Here is a 16,087-nt window from a genome sequence, read left to right as displayed (position 1 = left end):
GGTTTACCTTGCTGGGTTAAAAAGACGCCTTCCCAAAAGATCTTCCGTGTTCCTGAGGCGCACCCCTGAGTGCTGAAACGAGGAAATTTCGTTCCAGAACGGCGCCACGTACCTGTATTTATTTGTGTAAATGAAATGATGAATTCGGACAGAATCCGTTGGAAATTCACGTCTAGAGCGTAGGAAGTCAGCTCAAATCAATGCAGAAACATAGCCTTGGCCGTCGATATTCGGGCAAACTCCCAGTTTTTCCGTTCCTGGCCAAGGCATGCCCATGACTCCCGCGTCGTCTGTCGATGAAAAGAGCTTTCGTAAACTCCTGAGCCGCAACGTGGCTCTCCCTTTGGGTGTGGGCGTGGTCAGCGCGGTGTTTTTCGTCGTGCTGATCAGCTACCTGTTGTCGGTGATCCAGTGGGTAGAGCACACCGACCGGGTCATCAATAACCTCAATGAGTCTTCGAAGCTGACAGTGGACCTGGAAACCGGGCTGCGCGGCTTCCTGATCACCGGCGACGAGCATTTTCTGGACCCGTATGAAGTCGCAAAGCCGCGAATCATTGGCGATTTGCGCAATTTGCAGGAGCTGGTGGCGGATAACCCGCAACAGGTGGATCGCCTCAAGCGTCTTGAGGCCATGCAGGTCGAATGGAACAAATACGCCCAATCGATGGTTGACCTGCAGCGCCAGAGCGGTGACTACCGCGCCGCGGTCAAGGCCGGCCGTGGCAAGAGCCTGACCGACGCGATTCGCCAGGAATACGCGAACGCGGTGGACATGGAGCAGCAGTTCCGTGTGACCCGCAACCAGGACGTCACCCGTACTACGATTGTCAGCGTCACGTTGTACCTGGTCTTTGTGCTCGGTCTGAGCGGCTTCCTTGCCTATGTGGGCCGCAAGAATTTAATCTCTCTATCAGACAGTTACAGCGCAAACCTCGCGTCACAACAGACGATTGCGCGACGCCTGGAACAACAAGCCTGGCTGCGCAACGGCCAGACCGAATTGGCCGAACAAGTGCTGGGACAACTCAGCCTGAACATGCTGGGCCGTAACATCCTGCAGTTTTTTGCCCAGTATATGGGCTCGGCGGTCGCCGCGCTGTATGTGCGTGAAGAACACGGTGGCCTCAAGCGTGTGGCCACGTATGGTTTCTCCCGCGAACAGGAACAGCAGGAGCAGTCGATCTACAGCGACGAAGGCATCGTTGGGCAGGCCGCCCAGCTCGATCGTCTGATTCGCCTGGACGATGTGCCGGTGGACTACTTCAAGGTCAGTTCCGGCCTGGGCGAAGGGGCCACTCGCAGCGTGCTGGTGATGCCGACCAGCGACGATGACCGTGTCAACGGCGTGATCGAACTGGGTTTCCTGCGCCCACTGGAAGAGCGTGACGTCGAACTGCTGGAGCTGATTGCCGGCAATATCGGCACCTCCATCGAAGCTGCGCGCTATCGCCAGCGCCTGCAGGAAGTGCTGGCCGAGACCCAGCAGCTCAACGAAGAGCTGCAGGTGCAGCAGGAAGAGCTCAAGACCGCCAACGAAGAACTCGAAGAACAGTCGCGCATTCTCAAGGAATCCCAGGCCCACCTGGAAACCCAGCAGGCCGAACTTGAGCAGACCAACGAGCAGTTGGCCGAGCAGACGCAAACCCTGGCTGAGCAGCGCGACGCCATGGACCGCAAGAACGTCGAGCTGAACCAGGCCCAGCTTGAACTCGAAGACCGCGCCGAAGAACTGCAGCGCTCCAGCAAGTACAAATCCGAGTTCCTCGCCAACATGTCCCACGAGCTGCGCACGCCGCTGAACAGTTCGTTGATTCTGGCCAAACTGTTGGCGGAAAACCCGCAGGACAACCTCAGCGCCGAGCAGGTCAAGTTTGCCGAGTCGATCTATTCGGCGGGCAATGACTTGCTCAACCTGATCAACGACATCCTGGATATTTCCAAGGTGGAAGCCGGCAAACTCGAAGTGCGCCCGGAAAACTCCAGCGTTGTACGCCTGGTGGACGGCTTGCGCGGCATGTTCGAGCCGTTGGCTGCCGACCGCAAGCTGGGTTTCCAGGTGGAGGTGCAGGCCGATGCGCCGACCCTGATGTTCACCGACCGCCAGCGTTTGGAGCAGATCCTCAAGAACCTGCTGTCCAACGCGGTCAAGTTCACCGAGCAGGGCGAAGTCAGCCTGTCGGTGTCCCGCGCGCCGGGCGAGGGCATTGCCTTTACGGTGCGCGACTCCGGCATCGGCATCGCCCCGGACCAGCAGGAAAGCATTTTCGAAGCGTTCCGCCAGGCAGATGGCACCACCAACCGCCGTTACGGCGGCACCGGGCTGGGCTTGTCGATCTCCCGCGACCTGGCAACGCTGCTCGGCGGCTATATCAGCGTGAGCAGTGAGCCGGGCAAGGGCAGTGTGTTCACCCTGGTGTTGCCAGAGCAGTACGTCGAACGCGAGGAGGGCGCTGCGCCTGTCGAGCAACCGCGCCAGGCCGTGGCCGCCCCTGCGCCCAAGCCCGTGGCGGTCTCACCACTGCCAGTGGCTGACGTCAAACAGATCCCGCGGTTTGCCGATGACCGTGACAAAGCGCCGTTCACCACCCGATGCATTCTGGTGGTGGAAGACGAACCGAATTTCGCGCGTATCCTGTTCGACCTGGCCCACGAGCTGGGCTACAACTGCCTGGTGGCGCACGGTGCGGACGAAGGCTACAGCCTGGCCGAGGAATTCATCCCCGACGCGATCCTGCTCGACATGCGCCTGCCTGACCATTCCGGGCTGACCGTGCTGCAACGTCTGAAAGAACACGCCAGTACCCGCCACATTCCGGTGCATGTGATCTCCGTCGAAGACCGCGTCGAAGCCGCCATGCACATGGGCGCGATCGGTTATGCCGTCAAGCCCACCACCCGCGAAGAGCTCAAGGACGTGTTTGCACGCCTGGAGGCCAAGCTGACGCAAAAGGTCAAGCGCGTGCTGCTGGTGGAAGACGACGATTTACAGCGTGACAGCATTGCCCGCCTGATCGGCGACGATGACATTGAGATCACCGACGTCGGCTACGCCCAGGCCGCCCTGGACCTGCTGCGCACCAATGTCTACGACTGCATGATCATCGACCTCAAGCTGCCGGACATGCTCGGCAACGAGCTGCTCAAGCGCATGGCCACCGAGGACATCTGCTCGTTCCCGCCGGTGATTGTCTACACCGGACGCAACCTGACCCGCGATGAAGAGGCCGAGCTGCGCAAGTATTCGCGCTCGATCATCATCAAGGGCGCGCGCTCACCCGAGCGCCTTCTGGATGAAGTGACACTCTTTCTGCACAAAGTCGAATCCCAGCTGTCCCATGACCGCCAGAAGATGCTCAAGACCGCCCGCAGCCGCGACAAGGTCTTCGAGGGCCGCAAAATCCTGTTGGTGGACGACGATGTGCGTAACATCTTTGCCCTGACCAGCGCCCTGGAGCACAAAGGTGCGGTGGTGGTGATCGGGCGTAATGGCCGTGAAGCCATCGACAAACTCAATGAAGTTGACGACATCGACCTGGTGCTGATGGACGTGATGATGCCGGAGATGGACGGTTACGAGGCAACCGCCTTGATTCGCCAGGATCCGCGCTGGAAAAAGCTGCCGATCATTGCGGTCACGGCCAAGGCCATGAAGGACGATCAGGAACGCTGCCTCGCGGCGGGCTCCAACGATTACCTGGCCAAGCCGATTGACCTGGACCGCCTGTTCTCGCTGATTCGCGTCTGGCTACCGAAGATGGAACGTATTTAAGTGGAGCAACGTTTTTTGGATAAAAGCAGCGATATTGAGCTGCGCCTGTTGATTGAGGCGATTTACCTCAAGTACAGCTACGACTTTCGCGACTATTCCGGTGCGTCGGTCAAACGGCGCGTGGCCCATGCCTTGCGCCAGTTCGATTGCGCCACGATCTCGGCGTTGCAGGAGCGCGTACTGCACGACCCGTCAGCGTTCATGCAGTTGCTGCAGTTCCTGACGATCCCGGTGAGCGAGATGTTTCGCGACCCGTCGCACTTCCTGGCGATCCGCCGCGAAGTGGTGCCGCTGCTCAAAACCTACCCGTCGATCAAGGTCTGGATTGCCGGCTGCAGCACGGGCGAGGAGGTGTACTCCATGGCGATCCTGCTGCGTGAGGAAGGGTTGCTGGAGCGCACGATCATTTACGCCACGGACATCAACCCGGCGTCGCTGGACAAAGCCAAGCAAGGTATTTTTTCCCTGGAGAACGTGCGCGCCTACACCGCCAATTATCAGCAGGCCGGCGGACAGCGTTCATTTGCCGACTACTACACCGCGGCCTACGATTACGCGATCTTCGACAAATCCCTGCGTGAGAACGTGACCTTCGCCGACCACAGCCTGGCGACCGATAGTGTATTCTCAGAAACTCAATTAATTTCGTGTCGTAACGTACTGATTTACTTTAATAAAAAATTGCAGGATCGAGCGTTTGGACTGTTCCACGAGTCGCTGTGTCATCGCGGCTTCCTGGTGCTGGGCAGCAAAGAAACCCTGGATTTTTCCGCCTACAGCAAACAGTTCGAACCCCTGGTCAAGCAGGAACGGATCTACCGCAAATCATGAACGACGTTGCAGCCAACCCGATTGTCGGGATTGAAGCCATCGTCGTCGGCGCTTCTGCTGGCGGCGTCGAGGCGTTGCTGACTATTTTTGGCGGATTGCCCCAGGGCTTTGGCTTGCCGATCGTCGCCGTGCTGCACCTGCCGGACGAACGCCGCAGCCAGTTGGCGGAAGTCTTTGCCCGGCGCCTGCGAATCCCGGTGCGTGAAGCGCGTGACAAAGAAGTGATCGAGGCGGGCACCTTGTATTTCGCCGGGCCCGGTTATCACCTCTCGGTGGAGCATGACCGCAGCCTGTCCCTGAGCCAGGAAGACCGCGTACACCATTCGCGGCCCTCGATTGATTATCTGTTTGCGTCAGCCGCCGATGCCTACGGCGAAAGTCTGCTGGCCATTTTGCTGACCGGCGCCAACCAGGACGGTGCCCGCGGGCTGGCGCACGTCAAGCGCTCTGGCGGGACGACCGTTGTACAAGACCCCAAGGATGCACGCATCGCCGTGATGCCGCTGGCGGCCCTGGCCCTGCACACACCTGACTATATTCTGACTCTGAGCCAAATTGGCTCGTTGCTGGCTTTGCTGGAATCTTCCCCATGTTAAGTACCGTCCAGGCCAAACTGCTGATCGTCGACGATCTGCCGGAAAACCTGCTGGCCCTCGAAGCGCTGATCAAGCGCGAGGACCGCCAGGTCTACAAGGCATTGAGCGCCGACGAGGCCTTGTCACTGTTGCTGGAGCACGAGTTCGCCATGGCGATTCTCGACGTGCAGATGCCCGGCATGAATGGTTTCGAGCTGGCCGAACTGATGCGCGGCACCGAAAAGACCAAAAACATCCCGATTGTGTTCGTCAGCGCCGCCGGCCGTGAACTCAACTATGCCTTCAAGGGCTATGAAAGCGGCGCCGTCGACTTCCTGCACAAGCCGCTGGACATCCATGCGGTCAAGAGCAAGGTCAACGTGTTCGTCGACCTGTACCGCCAGAGCAAGGCGATGAAGCTGCAGGTCGAAGCGCTGGAACGCAGCCGCCGTGAGCAGGAGCTCTTGCTGACCCGCCTGCAGGCCACCCAGGCCGAGCTGGAGCAGGCGGTGCGCATGCGTGACGACTTCATGTCGATCGTCGCCCATGAGGTGCGTACGCCGCTCAACGGGCTGATCCTGGAGACTCAACTGCGCAAAATGCACCTGGCCCGGGACAACGCCGCCGCGTTCACCCTGGACAAGATGCACGCCATGGTCGATCGCGATGAGCGGCAGATCAAAAGCCTGATTCGGCTGATCGAAGACATGCTCGATGTGTCACGCATCCGCACCGGCAAGCTGTCGATTCGCCCGGCGCGCTTTGACCTGACCCAGTTGGTGCACAACCTGGTGGAAAACTTCGCGCCGCAAGTGGCCGCCGCCGAGTCGTCGATGCACCTGGAGGTTCAAGGGCCGGTAGAAGGCAACTGGGACGAGTTCCGCATCGAGCAGGTGATTTCCAACCTGCTGACCAATGCGCTGCGCTACGGGGCCAAAAGCCCGGTGGAAGTACGGGTGTATACCGAGCATAGTGAGGCAAGGGTTGAGGTGCGTGATCACGGGATCGGCATCAGCGCAGACAACCAGAAGCGAATTTTCCAGCAGTTCGAGCGCGTTTCGGCCAGCCATGTGGCGGCTGGCCTGGGCCTGGGGCTGTTTATTTCCGAGCAGATCGTGGCGGCCCACGGGGGCACCATCGAGGTAGAAAGCCAGATAGGCGAGGGCGCCTTGTTTCGGGTGTGCCTGCCCCTAGAGACACCGGCGTGAAATCTATCGTCAGCTCGACGCAACCTCTGCGTGACCCAATGGTCGTAACTGCAGCAATTGACCGGACAAAGGCTTCCCATGAGTGAAGATGCACAAGATGTTGTTCTGATCGTCGAGGACGACGAATCGATTATGTTCGTGCTGGGTGAATACCTGGCCGGGCTGGGGTATCGAGTACTGAAGGCAATTGATGGGGAGCAAGCCTTCGAAATCCTCGCGACCAAGCCGCACCTGGACCTGATGGTCACGGACTACCGCCTGCCGGGCGGGATTTCCGGGGTGCAGATCGCTGAACCGGCGATCAAGTTGCGACCGGAATTGAAAGTGATCTTTATCAGCGGTTATCCGCAGGAAATCCTCGACTGCAACAGCCCGATCACGCGCAACGCGCCGATCCTGGCCAAGCCGTTTGATCTGGATACGCTGCAGGAGCATATCCAGCGATTGTTGGCTTGAGTCCGGGTTGTGCCAGGGGCGCGTATCACCGTCCCCGGCAGCATTCACCGGCTTCAGTCGCGCGTCCAGTCCAGAATTTCGTTGATCTTTGCGCGGTCAAAGACGCCCGCCCCCTCATCATCGCGCAGCTTGAAATTGCCATCGGGATAGACTTCTACACCGACGGAGCTGGCATAGGTCACGGACACATCGTTCTTTTGCAGGATCGATAACAACGGTTTGTTACCGTTGCTATCGACTTGGCCTATGACCCTGCCGACCATCAGCGGTGAGCGGGTTGCCGTGCCGCCGACAAAAATGACCTTGCCGCCGTTTTCCAATGCGCTGTCCAACTGCTGGAGCAGGGCGAAGGCATTGTGCTCAGACCCCACAGGCGCCTCCAGATTGCTGCCGTTCAAGTGCACCAAGGTGCGTTTGCGGTAAACCCCATTGTGCAGATCGCTCAGCACCACCAGTGCCGAACAGTCACCGAGCCCGTTGGTGCTGAGGATGCTGGTGGGGTCATTGAGGGTTTTCGCCTCGGCCATGAACACTTCAACGTTTGGCACGGCGGGCTTACTGGCGCTATTGGGTTTGAGCGGTGGTTGCACAGGCGCATCAGCGACTGAAGGCTTCGCGCCCAGGGCGTCGTCGAGCAGCGACTGAACATGTGTGTCAGCAATATGGTTGGTTTTCTTCCACGCATCACTGTGAGTGCTGACGTTGAACTCCAGCCTGGTCGGGTCGCTGCCCGCGGTTTTGTAGGGCAACGGCAGGTGTTTGTCGGTAAATAGCTTGCCCAGGCTCTTCTTCATGGCGCCAGCGCTCGCAAACTCGGCGAGGCCGTAGTTGGGGTCGTAATAAAAAAACCGCTTCGCGACGCCTTCGCCCTGCGTGCCGATCATCATCGCGTGGTCGGCGGTGCCGATCATCATGATTTTGGGGGCGCTGGCGTCAGCGATTTCATCCATCAGTTGGGCATAGCCCATTTTGCGGACGGGCGCACCGGCATGAAACTGCGTGGGTGTATCCAGCTGCTTTTGAATGTGCGTCAGGTTCGCCACGAACTGCCTGGACTCGGCGGCGGTCGGGTTGGCCGCAGCGCTGAACAAATTGGCGGCGAAACGGGTGTGCTTGCCTTGCTCCATGGCCGTCGCCATGACGCGCGACATTGCCGCACACTGGCCTTTGCTGAGCGGGGTGGTCTGGCTGAGATAGAACAGCTGAGGAACAGGGGTGAACGTGCCGCCGCCCACGCTGATGTGCTGGTAAAACGCATTGACCCCGCTGAAGCTGTGCTGCACCGCCAAACGCTCGCGCTGGCGTACCAGCGCGCCGACCTCGACCGGTGTGCGGCCAGGCGCGCGCGCAAGCGCCATCACGTCGGCGGATTTCATCCCGGCGTGATAGCCGCTGATCGTCAGCGGGTCGACCTGGGTATACCCATGGTTGAACTGCACGCTGTCTGCACCGTTTTTCTGTTGTTCAACCCAAGCGGGCCAGGCGCTTGCACCGGCCGTCTGCTGAGCCTCGTGTAATTCCCCGCTGGCCCTGATCGAGGGTTGAAAATCCTCCAGAGCCTTGCCGTACGGCTGGCCACTCAGCGTATCGAAGGCAAACCACTTGCCACGTTGAAGCACCGCCGGCCCTTCAGCGATGGCGCCACCCAGTTTGAAGGTGCCCACTGCGCTGGCCTCAAAATGTCGACTTGCATGGATCAGGCTGTAACTGTCGGCACTGCCGCGCAGTGTGTTGTAGGCATGCAGCCCGCCTTTTTGCACCCCACGCGCGGTACGGGAAACCAGGCTGCCCACGCCATCCAGCGGGTTGAGTGCGCCCAGTGCAGCACGGCCCACGATCTTCACGCCCTGGGCCAGCCTGGCCGCCGCGCTGGTACCTGCTTGCAGGGCCTTGGCGCCTTTGGCTGCAACGCCTAGGCCCACGACAAAACCGAAGGCGTCGAACGCCAAATCAAGGATGCCATCACCCACGGCGCCGGCTCGAAAATTCTGGATTGCCGAGCGCAGGGGAATCAGGTTCAGCATGAATTCGCGGGCTTTTTTGTAGAACGGCACCTGGGTGTCAAACGTCGTCACACCCCGCGCCTCAGTCTCCAGCGCCCGAATGTTCAGGTCTTGCACCAGGGCGTCGGCAATGTACCGGGTCCTTTCGCTGGCAAAGCTGTCGGGTGTGCCCGCTCGATGGTTTTCCTCAGCGACATGCGGCGAGTAACGGCCGGAAGGTTTCACCTCCAGCAGCATTTTCGAATAGCGCCACTTATCGGCTTCATTGGTCTGGCGCGCGATCGGGTGGTCTTTGAGCTCCTCGCGCCGGCGGATGCTGTTGTCTCTTACATTGACTTCATAAACAGTGACGACGCCGTCGAGCTCTGTTTTGAGCAGCAGGCTATTGGGCACTTTGGTTTCGACACGGCTCTGGCTGAAGGCGGTATGAGTGATGCTGTGCTCGGTGAGCAGGGTCACTTTCCCGTACTCGATGGCTTTTCTATCTTCCAGAGGCAGTGTGGCGATCAGGTGTTTGACGTGCGTGCTCGTCGCCTGTTCTGCCGCGTGGAAGTAGCGCTGAAGTTCAGTGTTGAACAGAGCATTGATGTCGGAAAGCTTGTTCACATGGCCCGCAATCGTGCGTGTGTCGACCTCACCGGACGATGACGTCCATGCCGTTGCCTCGAGTTGCCCGTGCAGGTAAAGGTCCAGCACCGAGTACGGGCCGGGGAAGTCGCGACTCTGATCAAGTGGGGTGATGCATTTTTTCTCGAAGGGCAGGTCACCATACACACGCTCGAGTTCCTTCAGCGCCATCTCCCTGCGCTCCGGCATTGCGGTCGAGTGGGCTTGTGAGGCTTGGCCCAATGCTGAAATTCGCGCGCTGTAGGCGCCAGAGACGCGGTTGATCTGCTCGTCGGTGTAGTCATCCAGGGTGTTCAGCGCGATCAAGCCTTGGGCAACCCCCCAATCTTTGAGTGCATCGCGCTGCGCGCTGCGTTCAACTTGCCGGTCCTGGTCGGTAACAGGTGCCAGGTCGGCTCGCTGCATGACCTGCGCAAAAGTCATACGCGCCGTTGAGCCGGGCGCCTGGCGCTCAAGGCGCGCTACCGCCGTGCTGAAGCTGACCCAGGTGTGTGAGCCACACGTCACCTTGTCGGGAATGTCGTTGACCAAAAAAGCAGGGGCTCGGCGTGACAGCAACAGATGGGCCGCAACGGGTGCTAACTCGGCGCTGGCACGGCCCGTGGAAACCAAGTGCGTCTCCAGCCCCGCAACCAGCGTTGAAGGATGCTGGCCCCAATGTTGATGACCGGCCATATCAAAACCGGCGACGCCGGTTCTGGCTGGCGCCCAGGTATTTGCTGCCTCGGATTCTTTATCCAGGGTCGCGCCAAGGGCTGCCAGCGTCCAGTCGTTAAGGCTCTGCGGGGTCGAGACGCCATTGAATTTTTCCTGCAGCGCCAGCCCCAGTGCCTGGGCATCAGGCGTAGCGAGAAGATTTTGAATAAACCGCCGCGGGTCATGCAGTTCGGACGGGGCAAAACGCTGGTTGCGCGTCAGGTAACCGAGTGCACCGGTGCCCTTGTCATAATCTTGCAGACCATTGAGCCCCAGCGTGTTCTGGCGCAGGGAATTTCTCAGGTTGCGGCAATCGTCATCACTCAATGGCGTTGGCCAGGACAAGGCTCCACCGAGATTGCCGTCTGGAAGCTGGGTAAGAGCTGGTGTTGTCAGTACCCGTCCCAGGTTGAACAGTTCGTCACGGCTGCGGGGCCTGTCCCAGCCGTTGTCGCTGAGGTGTGTGTCCAGGCTGACCGTGGGGGCCGCCTGCAACAACCTGATGGGTGAGTCGGCATGCAAGGTGATGTGGGTGCTGCTCATTTTGTCGCGGATAAGTTGCTCAATCCGGCTTTGAACATACGCGGGTGGCAGGTACAAGCTGTCCAGGGGATCTTTGGTGGTGCGGTATAGCCACTGTTCGGATAAATCGTCGATTTCCTGAATGATCGCGATCAGTTTCAAGGCCACCTTGCTGTGGTCATGGGCATTGGCCAGCTTGGCGCGTTCGTGTTGCAGCACCTGCGCAGAGCGTTCTGGCCTGGACTGGGAAGGGTTGAACGCTTTAGCCGCTTCGAGCTGTGCTGCACGGGCTTCAGCGGATTCCCGGGTTTGCCCGGTGATGGCTTCGCCATAAAAGTCCGCGACTGCCCGGTAAGGCGCCGATGTGCTACTTGAGGGGCTGAGAATATAGCCAGAGTCTGACGTCAGGGCTTTTGCCGCCCGCATGATCGGCGCCATCATCGAGGTCCAGAGAGGGCCATGCTCAAAGCCTGAAAAGGGTTTGCGCTGACCGCTAACGAATGCGCTGATGAGGTTGTCTCGGGGATTGATCTCGATAGGCTTTGAAAGGTCAATCTGCTGACGCTTTGCCCAACTGACAAAGTGCGGGCTCCTCATCAAATCGTGCAGGTGTGACCACCATTGGCCGAAGGCAGAGGCGGGCGGAATGTGGTCGATGTCGCCCAGTCGTCCGGTACTTACCGCGGTGCGCAGCGTTTGCGCCAGATACCCTGCCAGCTCACTGTCGCCTTCGACTTGCGTACGGTCGGCTGCGTGCGGGGCCGCCGGGTTGCTCTCCCGATCCGCCAAGCGTGGCCGGCGTATTGTGGGGGGCTCGGGTGCCGCAGTCAGCGGCCATTGATGCAGGGGATTAACGTTGCGCGAAGCGATCATGATGGGACTCGTGAGGTAAGTTTCAGGTTAACCACGGGCAGCTTTCATGCGTCGCGATTTGAAACTTCGTGTCCAATCCCTCAGTGCCGGTTCCGGCCTGTCAGCCACCAGATATTGCGGAAACGTGCAGTCACTGGCTTACGCCTGAATCATTTCCCGCACCTTCGCTGTCAGCAAATCAAAGGTAAATGGCTTGGTGATCAGCTGCATTCCAGGATCAAGGAAGCCACCGCGCACCGCCGCGTGTTCGGCATAACCGGTGATGAACAGGACCTTGAGCTGAGGGCGGATCTGCCGACCAATTTCCGCCATTTGCCTGCCGTTCATGCCCGGCAGGCCAACGTCGCTGATGAGCAAGTCGATACGCTGATCGGACTCGATGATCGGCAGTGCTGTGTCCGCATCACCGGCCTCGACAAAGGCGTAACCCAACTCTTTGAGCACGGCGCTGACCAGCACGCGTACCGCCGGGTCATCCTCGACGATCAATACCGTTTCACCCGCATTGGCATAGGGCGTCAATGCAGGATTGAGGTATTCCGGCGCCTGCATTTCACCGACAAAACGCGGCAGGAACAGGCTTACCGTGGTGCCTTTGCCCACTTCGCTGTGGATGGTGACGTGGCCATGGGACTGGCGGGCAAACCCATAGATCATCGATAACCCCAGGCCTGTGCCCTGGCCGATGGGCTTGGTGGTAAAAAACGGATCGAACACGCGTCCCATCAGGTGCTCTGGAATGCCGCAGCCGGTATCGCTGACGCTCAGCTCTACATAGTCGCCGGGCTTTAAAGTGCCGTAGGCCGCAGTAAACACGTTGTCCAGGTGGCGGTTGGAGGTTTCAACCACCAACTTGCCGCCGCCCGGCATCGCGTCGCGCGCGTTGATCACCAGGTTGAGCAGGGCGCTTTCGAGTTGATTGGGGTCAGCTTCGGCGGTCCATAGCTGAGCGTCCAGGCGCATGTCGAGGGCAATGCTTTCGTTGATGCTGCGTTGCAGCAGCTCACCCATGGAGGTCACCAGTTGGTTGATCCCCACGGGCTTGGAATCCAGCGATTGGCGACGGGAGAACGCCAGCAGCCGATGGGTCAACCCGGCCGCGCGGTTGGCCGACGTCACGCCCAGGTCGATAAGGCCGTCCAGATCATCGAGCTTGCCGCGCGCAATGCGCCGTCGCAGCAGCTCCAGGCTGCCGATAATCCCGGTGAGCATGTTGTTGAAGTCATGCGCGATGCCGCCGGTCAATTGACCTACGGCCTCCATCTTCTGCGATTGGCGCAAGGCTTCTTCATTGCTGCGCAGTTGCGCGGTGCGCTCCTCGACTTGCTGCTCAAGGGTTTCCATGGTGCGTTGCAGGCGCAGTTCACTCTCGCTCAAGTCAATCAAGCGGTCGCGGGCGTCGTACTGCCTGCGTCGGCCGCGCAGGGCCGCGCTCACCAGGCTGATCAAAGTGATGGGATGAAAGGGGCGCTCCAGAAAGGTCACGTTGCCCAGCAGACCGCTCAAGTGCGACGAACCGTTCTGCTCGCTGCCGCCGTGATGTGTCATCAGCACGATCGGCAAGTCGGACCACGCCGGCTGCTGATGCAGGTGCTCCAGCAACGGCTCCAGATCCACGCCGCGCAACGCTTCCGCCGCGATCACCAACAAACCGGCGCCTTCTTCCAGCAATTCGCACAGGTTTGCCAGGTTGCTGGCAACAATGCCGCTGTAGCCAGCTTCGTTCAGCATCATCAGCGCCAGTGAGCCGTCGCGACCCATTGGCGCCAGGATAATCGCGCGCTCGGAGGCAGAGGAAACGCTGATCACGATCCCTCTTCCTTGAGCAAAGGTGAGCCGCTGCCGTTGAATGTCGGAATGCCGCGCAGCACGCCCTGGAAGTTGTCGAGCGGCTCGCCCACCGTCATGCCACGGCTGCCAATGCGGTACTCGCGAATCGTCGACTCATGGGTGCCGGTGCGTTTTTTGATGATCGAAATGGCCCGGCGCACTTTGCCCAGTGCTTCGAAGTAACGCAGCAAAATTACGGTATCAGCCAGGTAGGTAATGTCGACGGGCGCTTGCATGTCACCGACCAACCCATGCTGGGCGACGGTCATGAACGTGGCGGCACCCCGGCGATTGAGGTACAGCAGCAGTTCGTGCATGTGCAGGATCAGCGCGTTTTCTTCCGGCATGGCCGCCTGGTAGCCGTTGATGCTGTCGATGACCACGGTTTTGATCCCGCGCTCGTCAACACAACGGCGCACTCGGTGCGAAAACTCGCCGGGTGACAACTCGGCCGCGTCCACCTGCTCGATCAGCAGGTTGCCGGTGTCCTGCAGGGCGGCGAGGTCGATGCCCATGTTTTTCATGCGCTCGAACAACAACCCCAGTTCTTCGTCGAAAATAAACAGCGCCGCTTTCTCGCCACGGGCCACAGCCGCTGCGGCAAAAATCATGGAAATCAGGGATTTACCGGTGCCCGCTGGGCCAAGAATCAAGCTGCTGGAGCCGGTTTCGACGCCGCCGCCCATCAGCCTGTCCAGTTCGACAATGCCGCTGCTCAGGGTCTGTCGGACATACCCGCCGCGATGCTCGGCCGCGACCAAGCGCGGGAATACATGCACGCCGTCGCCCATGATGGTGAAGTCGTGAAAGCCGCCGCGGTATTTTTGACCACGGTATTTCACCACCCGCACGCGGCGACGTTCGGCGCCGTAGTTGGGGGTCAGTTCTTCCAGGCGGATCACGCCGTGCGCCACGCTGTGTACGGTTTTATCCAGGGATTCAGTGGTCAGGTCATCCAGCAGCAGCACGGTGGCGTCGTAGCGCACGAAGTAATGCTTGATTGCCAGGATCTGCCGACGATAACGCAGTGAGCTTTGCGCGAGCAGACGGATCTCCGAAAGGCTGTCGATGACCACTCGGGTCGGCTTGACCCGCTCCACCACTTCAAAAATCTGCCGTGTGGCTTCGCCCAGCTCCAGGTCGGAGGAGTACAGCAGGCTTTGCTGATGATTGGCGTCGAGCAGGCTCTCTGGCGGGGTCAGCTCGAAGATGTGGATATTGTCATCCAGGTCCCAACCATGGGACTTGGCACCCTGGCGCAATTCGCGCTCGGTTTCGGAGAGGGTGATGTACAGGGATCGCTCACCGTTTTTCGCGCCGGCCTGCAGAAAATGCAGCGCAACGGTGGTTTTGCCCGTGCCGGGTTCGCCTTCCAGCAGGAACAGGTGGCTGCGCGATAACCCCCCGGAAAGAATGTCATCAAGACCTTCAATGCCGGTGGCCGCCTTTTCACTGAACAGCTCGTTGGATGTAGACAAGAAGTGCCCTCAGGTCACGTACAAATAGAGGAACGCGCCGCCTCGGACGCGCCATATTCACTTGACCGTGGAGGCCCGTAGCGGTTCAACGTTTCGCGAAAATTGTACAAGCCCCAGTATCGATTACAACTTTTTGCAACGCCCTACAGGCCTTGCTGCAACGCCGGGTCATCCGGGTTCTGTTGCTCAAGTTGCGCAAGCAATACCTGCACGTTTTGCAGCTGGCCGCTTTCTTTCCAGTAATTGACCAGCAGCACCCGCGCCTTGCGGTTGGCCGGGTGGCGCTGAATGATGTCTTCGAGCTGACGCTGGGCGGCTTCCAACTCTTCCTGGGCGTGCAGGGTCGTGGCGAGGTCGTAACGGTAATCCTGATTGTCCGGTTCAAGCTCTACCGCTTTGGACAAACCAAGCAGGGCATACGGGCGCTCGCCATGGTGCAACAGCCACATGCCCAGCGCATGCTGCAGGTAAGCCGAGTCGGGATGGGCCGCCAACTGACGTGCCAGCAATTGCCGCGATTCATCGGTCTTGCCTTGTTTGTCCAGCAGTTCGATTTGCGCGACCACTGCCTGCAGGTTGTCCGGTTGCAAGCGCATGGCCTGTTCGAGGGCATTTTGTGCGTCCGGCAGCAGCGCACTGTGTATATAGAGGCGCGCCAGTTGAATCCAGCCTTCGGCCGTTTCCGGCTGACCCTTGAGGGTTTTCACAAACTCATCGAGCACTTGCTGCAACGGCCCGAAGTACAGCCCCAGGGTGTCCGGCGACAGACCGAGCAAAGCATTGGCGGCGGCAAAGCGCACCGCCTGTTCGGGATCGTCGAGCACCGGCCCCAGCAACAAGACGCGTTGGCCGCTGGGCACCAGGCCGACAATGCTGTGGATCGCCGCCTCGCGCACCACTGGCGAATCATTGGCCAGGTCTTTGTCGGCAAGCTTCAGCGCCTGCGGGCTTGGGTAGTTGGGTAATTCGGCGTGCAAGGCCGCACGACGTTCAGGCGACAGGTCCGGTCGGCCAAGCTGTTGGTACAGCACGCGCGCGGCGCCGGGTTCGCCGTTATGCGCCTGCTTCAAGGCTTTGGCGTAACCATGGGCAATCGCCGGCGGCACGGCCACCGGGGTTGAGCGGGAGAAAAACCAGGTGAGCAACACAATCAACAACAGGGCGCACAGGCCGATGATGGAGTAACGGCGTGACTTTGACATGCAGGCGTCCAAAA

Annotated in this window: 9 protein-coding genes; 5 read left to right on the top strand and 4 right to left on the bottom strand. The window is 59.8% G+C overall.

Annotated features, from left to right (window positions below):
* The first annotated feature begins 274 nt into the window (after positions 1 to 274).
* From ACP7B3_RS02170 to ACP7B3_RS02150, 5 genes are all read left to right on the top strand, one after another.
* Complete coding sequence (locus ACP7B3_RS02170; RefSeq protein ID WP_426177559.1) at positions 275 to 3,772, top strand: response regulator; 3,498 nt, start codon at positions 275 to 277, stop codon at positions 3,770 to 3,772.
* Positions 3,773 to 4,603, top strand: a complete 831-nt coding sequence (locus tag ACP7B3_RS02165; RefSeq protein WP_177410116.1) for a CheR family methyltransferase — start codon at positions 3,773 to 3,775, stop codon at positions 4,601 to 4,603.
* Entirely contained in the window at positions 4,600 to 5,199 is a 600-nt protein-coding gene (locus ACP7B3_RS02160) for a chemotaxis protein CheB (protein ID WP_426177557.1), read from the top strand. The genes ACP7B3_RS02165 and ACP7B3_RS02160 overlap by 4 nt, the downstream gene beginning before the upstream one ends.
* The gene (locus ACP7B3_RS02155; protein WP_106579185.1) at positions 5,193 to 6,386 is read left to right on the top strand and encodes a hybrid sensor histidine kinase/response regulator; all 1,194 of its coding nucleotides are present in this window, start codon (positions 5,193 to 5,195) and stop codon (positions 6,384 to 6,386) included. Before ACP7B3_RS02160 ends, ACP7B3_RS02155 begins: the two co-directional genes overlap by 7 nt.
* 78 nt (positions 6,387 to 6,464) lie before the next feature.
* Complete coding sequence (locus ACP7B3_RS02150) at positions 6,465 to 6,842, top strand: response regulator (protein WP_003217591.1); 378 nt, start codon at positions 6,465 to 6,467, stop codon at positions 6,840 to 6,842.
* 53 nt (positions 6,843 to 6,895) lie between these two features.
* On the opposite strand, the gene ACP7B3_RS02145 is transcribed toward ACP7B3_RS02150, so the two are convergent.
* The 4 genes from ACP7B3_RS02145 to ACP7B3_RS02130 form a co-directional block, all read right to left on the bottom strand.
* Positions 6,896 to 11,563 (bottom strand): hypothetical protein, encoded by a 4,668-nt coding sequence (locus ACP7B3_RS02145; protein ID WP_426177554.1) that lies wholly within the window; start codon positions 11,561 to 11,563, stop codon positions 6,896 to 6,898.
* Between the two features lie 138 nt (positions 11,564 to 11,701).
* Complete coding sequence (locus tag ACP7B3_RS02140) at positions 11,702 to 13,324, bottom strand: ATP-binding protein (RefSeq protein ID WP_370004766.1); 1,623 nt, start codon at positions 13,322 to 13,324, stop codon at positions 11,702 to 11,704.
* Between the two features lie 44 nt (positions 13,325 to 13,368).
* Complete coding sequence (locus ACP7B3_RS02135; protein ID WP_145160825.1) at positions 13,369 to 14,871, bottom strand: ATPase domain-containing protein; 1,503 nt, start codon at positions 14,869 to 14,871, stop codon at positions 13,369 to 13,371.
* Positions 14,872 to 15,014: 143 nt separating this feature from the next.
* On the bottom strand, positions 15,015 to 16,073 hold the full coding sequence (locus tag ACP7B3_RS02130) for a tetratricopeptide repeat protein (RefSeq protein WP_145160823.1): 1,059 nt from the start codon (positions 16,071 to 16,073) through the stop codon (positions 15,015 to 15,017).
* Positions 16,074 to 16,087 lie beyond the last annotated feature (14 nt).

The organism is Pseudomonas sp. TWRC1-2 (genome assembly GCF_049896685.1).
In the GTDB taxonomy this organism is placed as follows: Bacteria; Pseudomonadota; Gammaproteobacteria; order Pseudomonadales; family Pseudomonadaceae; genus Aquipseudomonas.
Note: the sequence above shows the minus strand (reverse complement) of the source record. Positions and strands in the feature narration are given on the sequence as shown.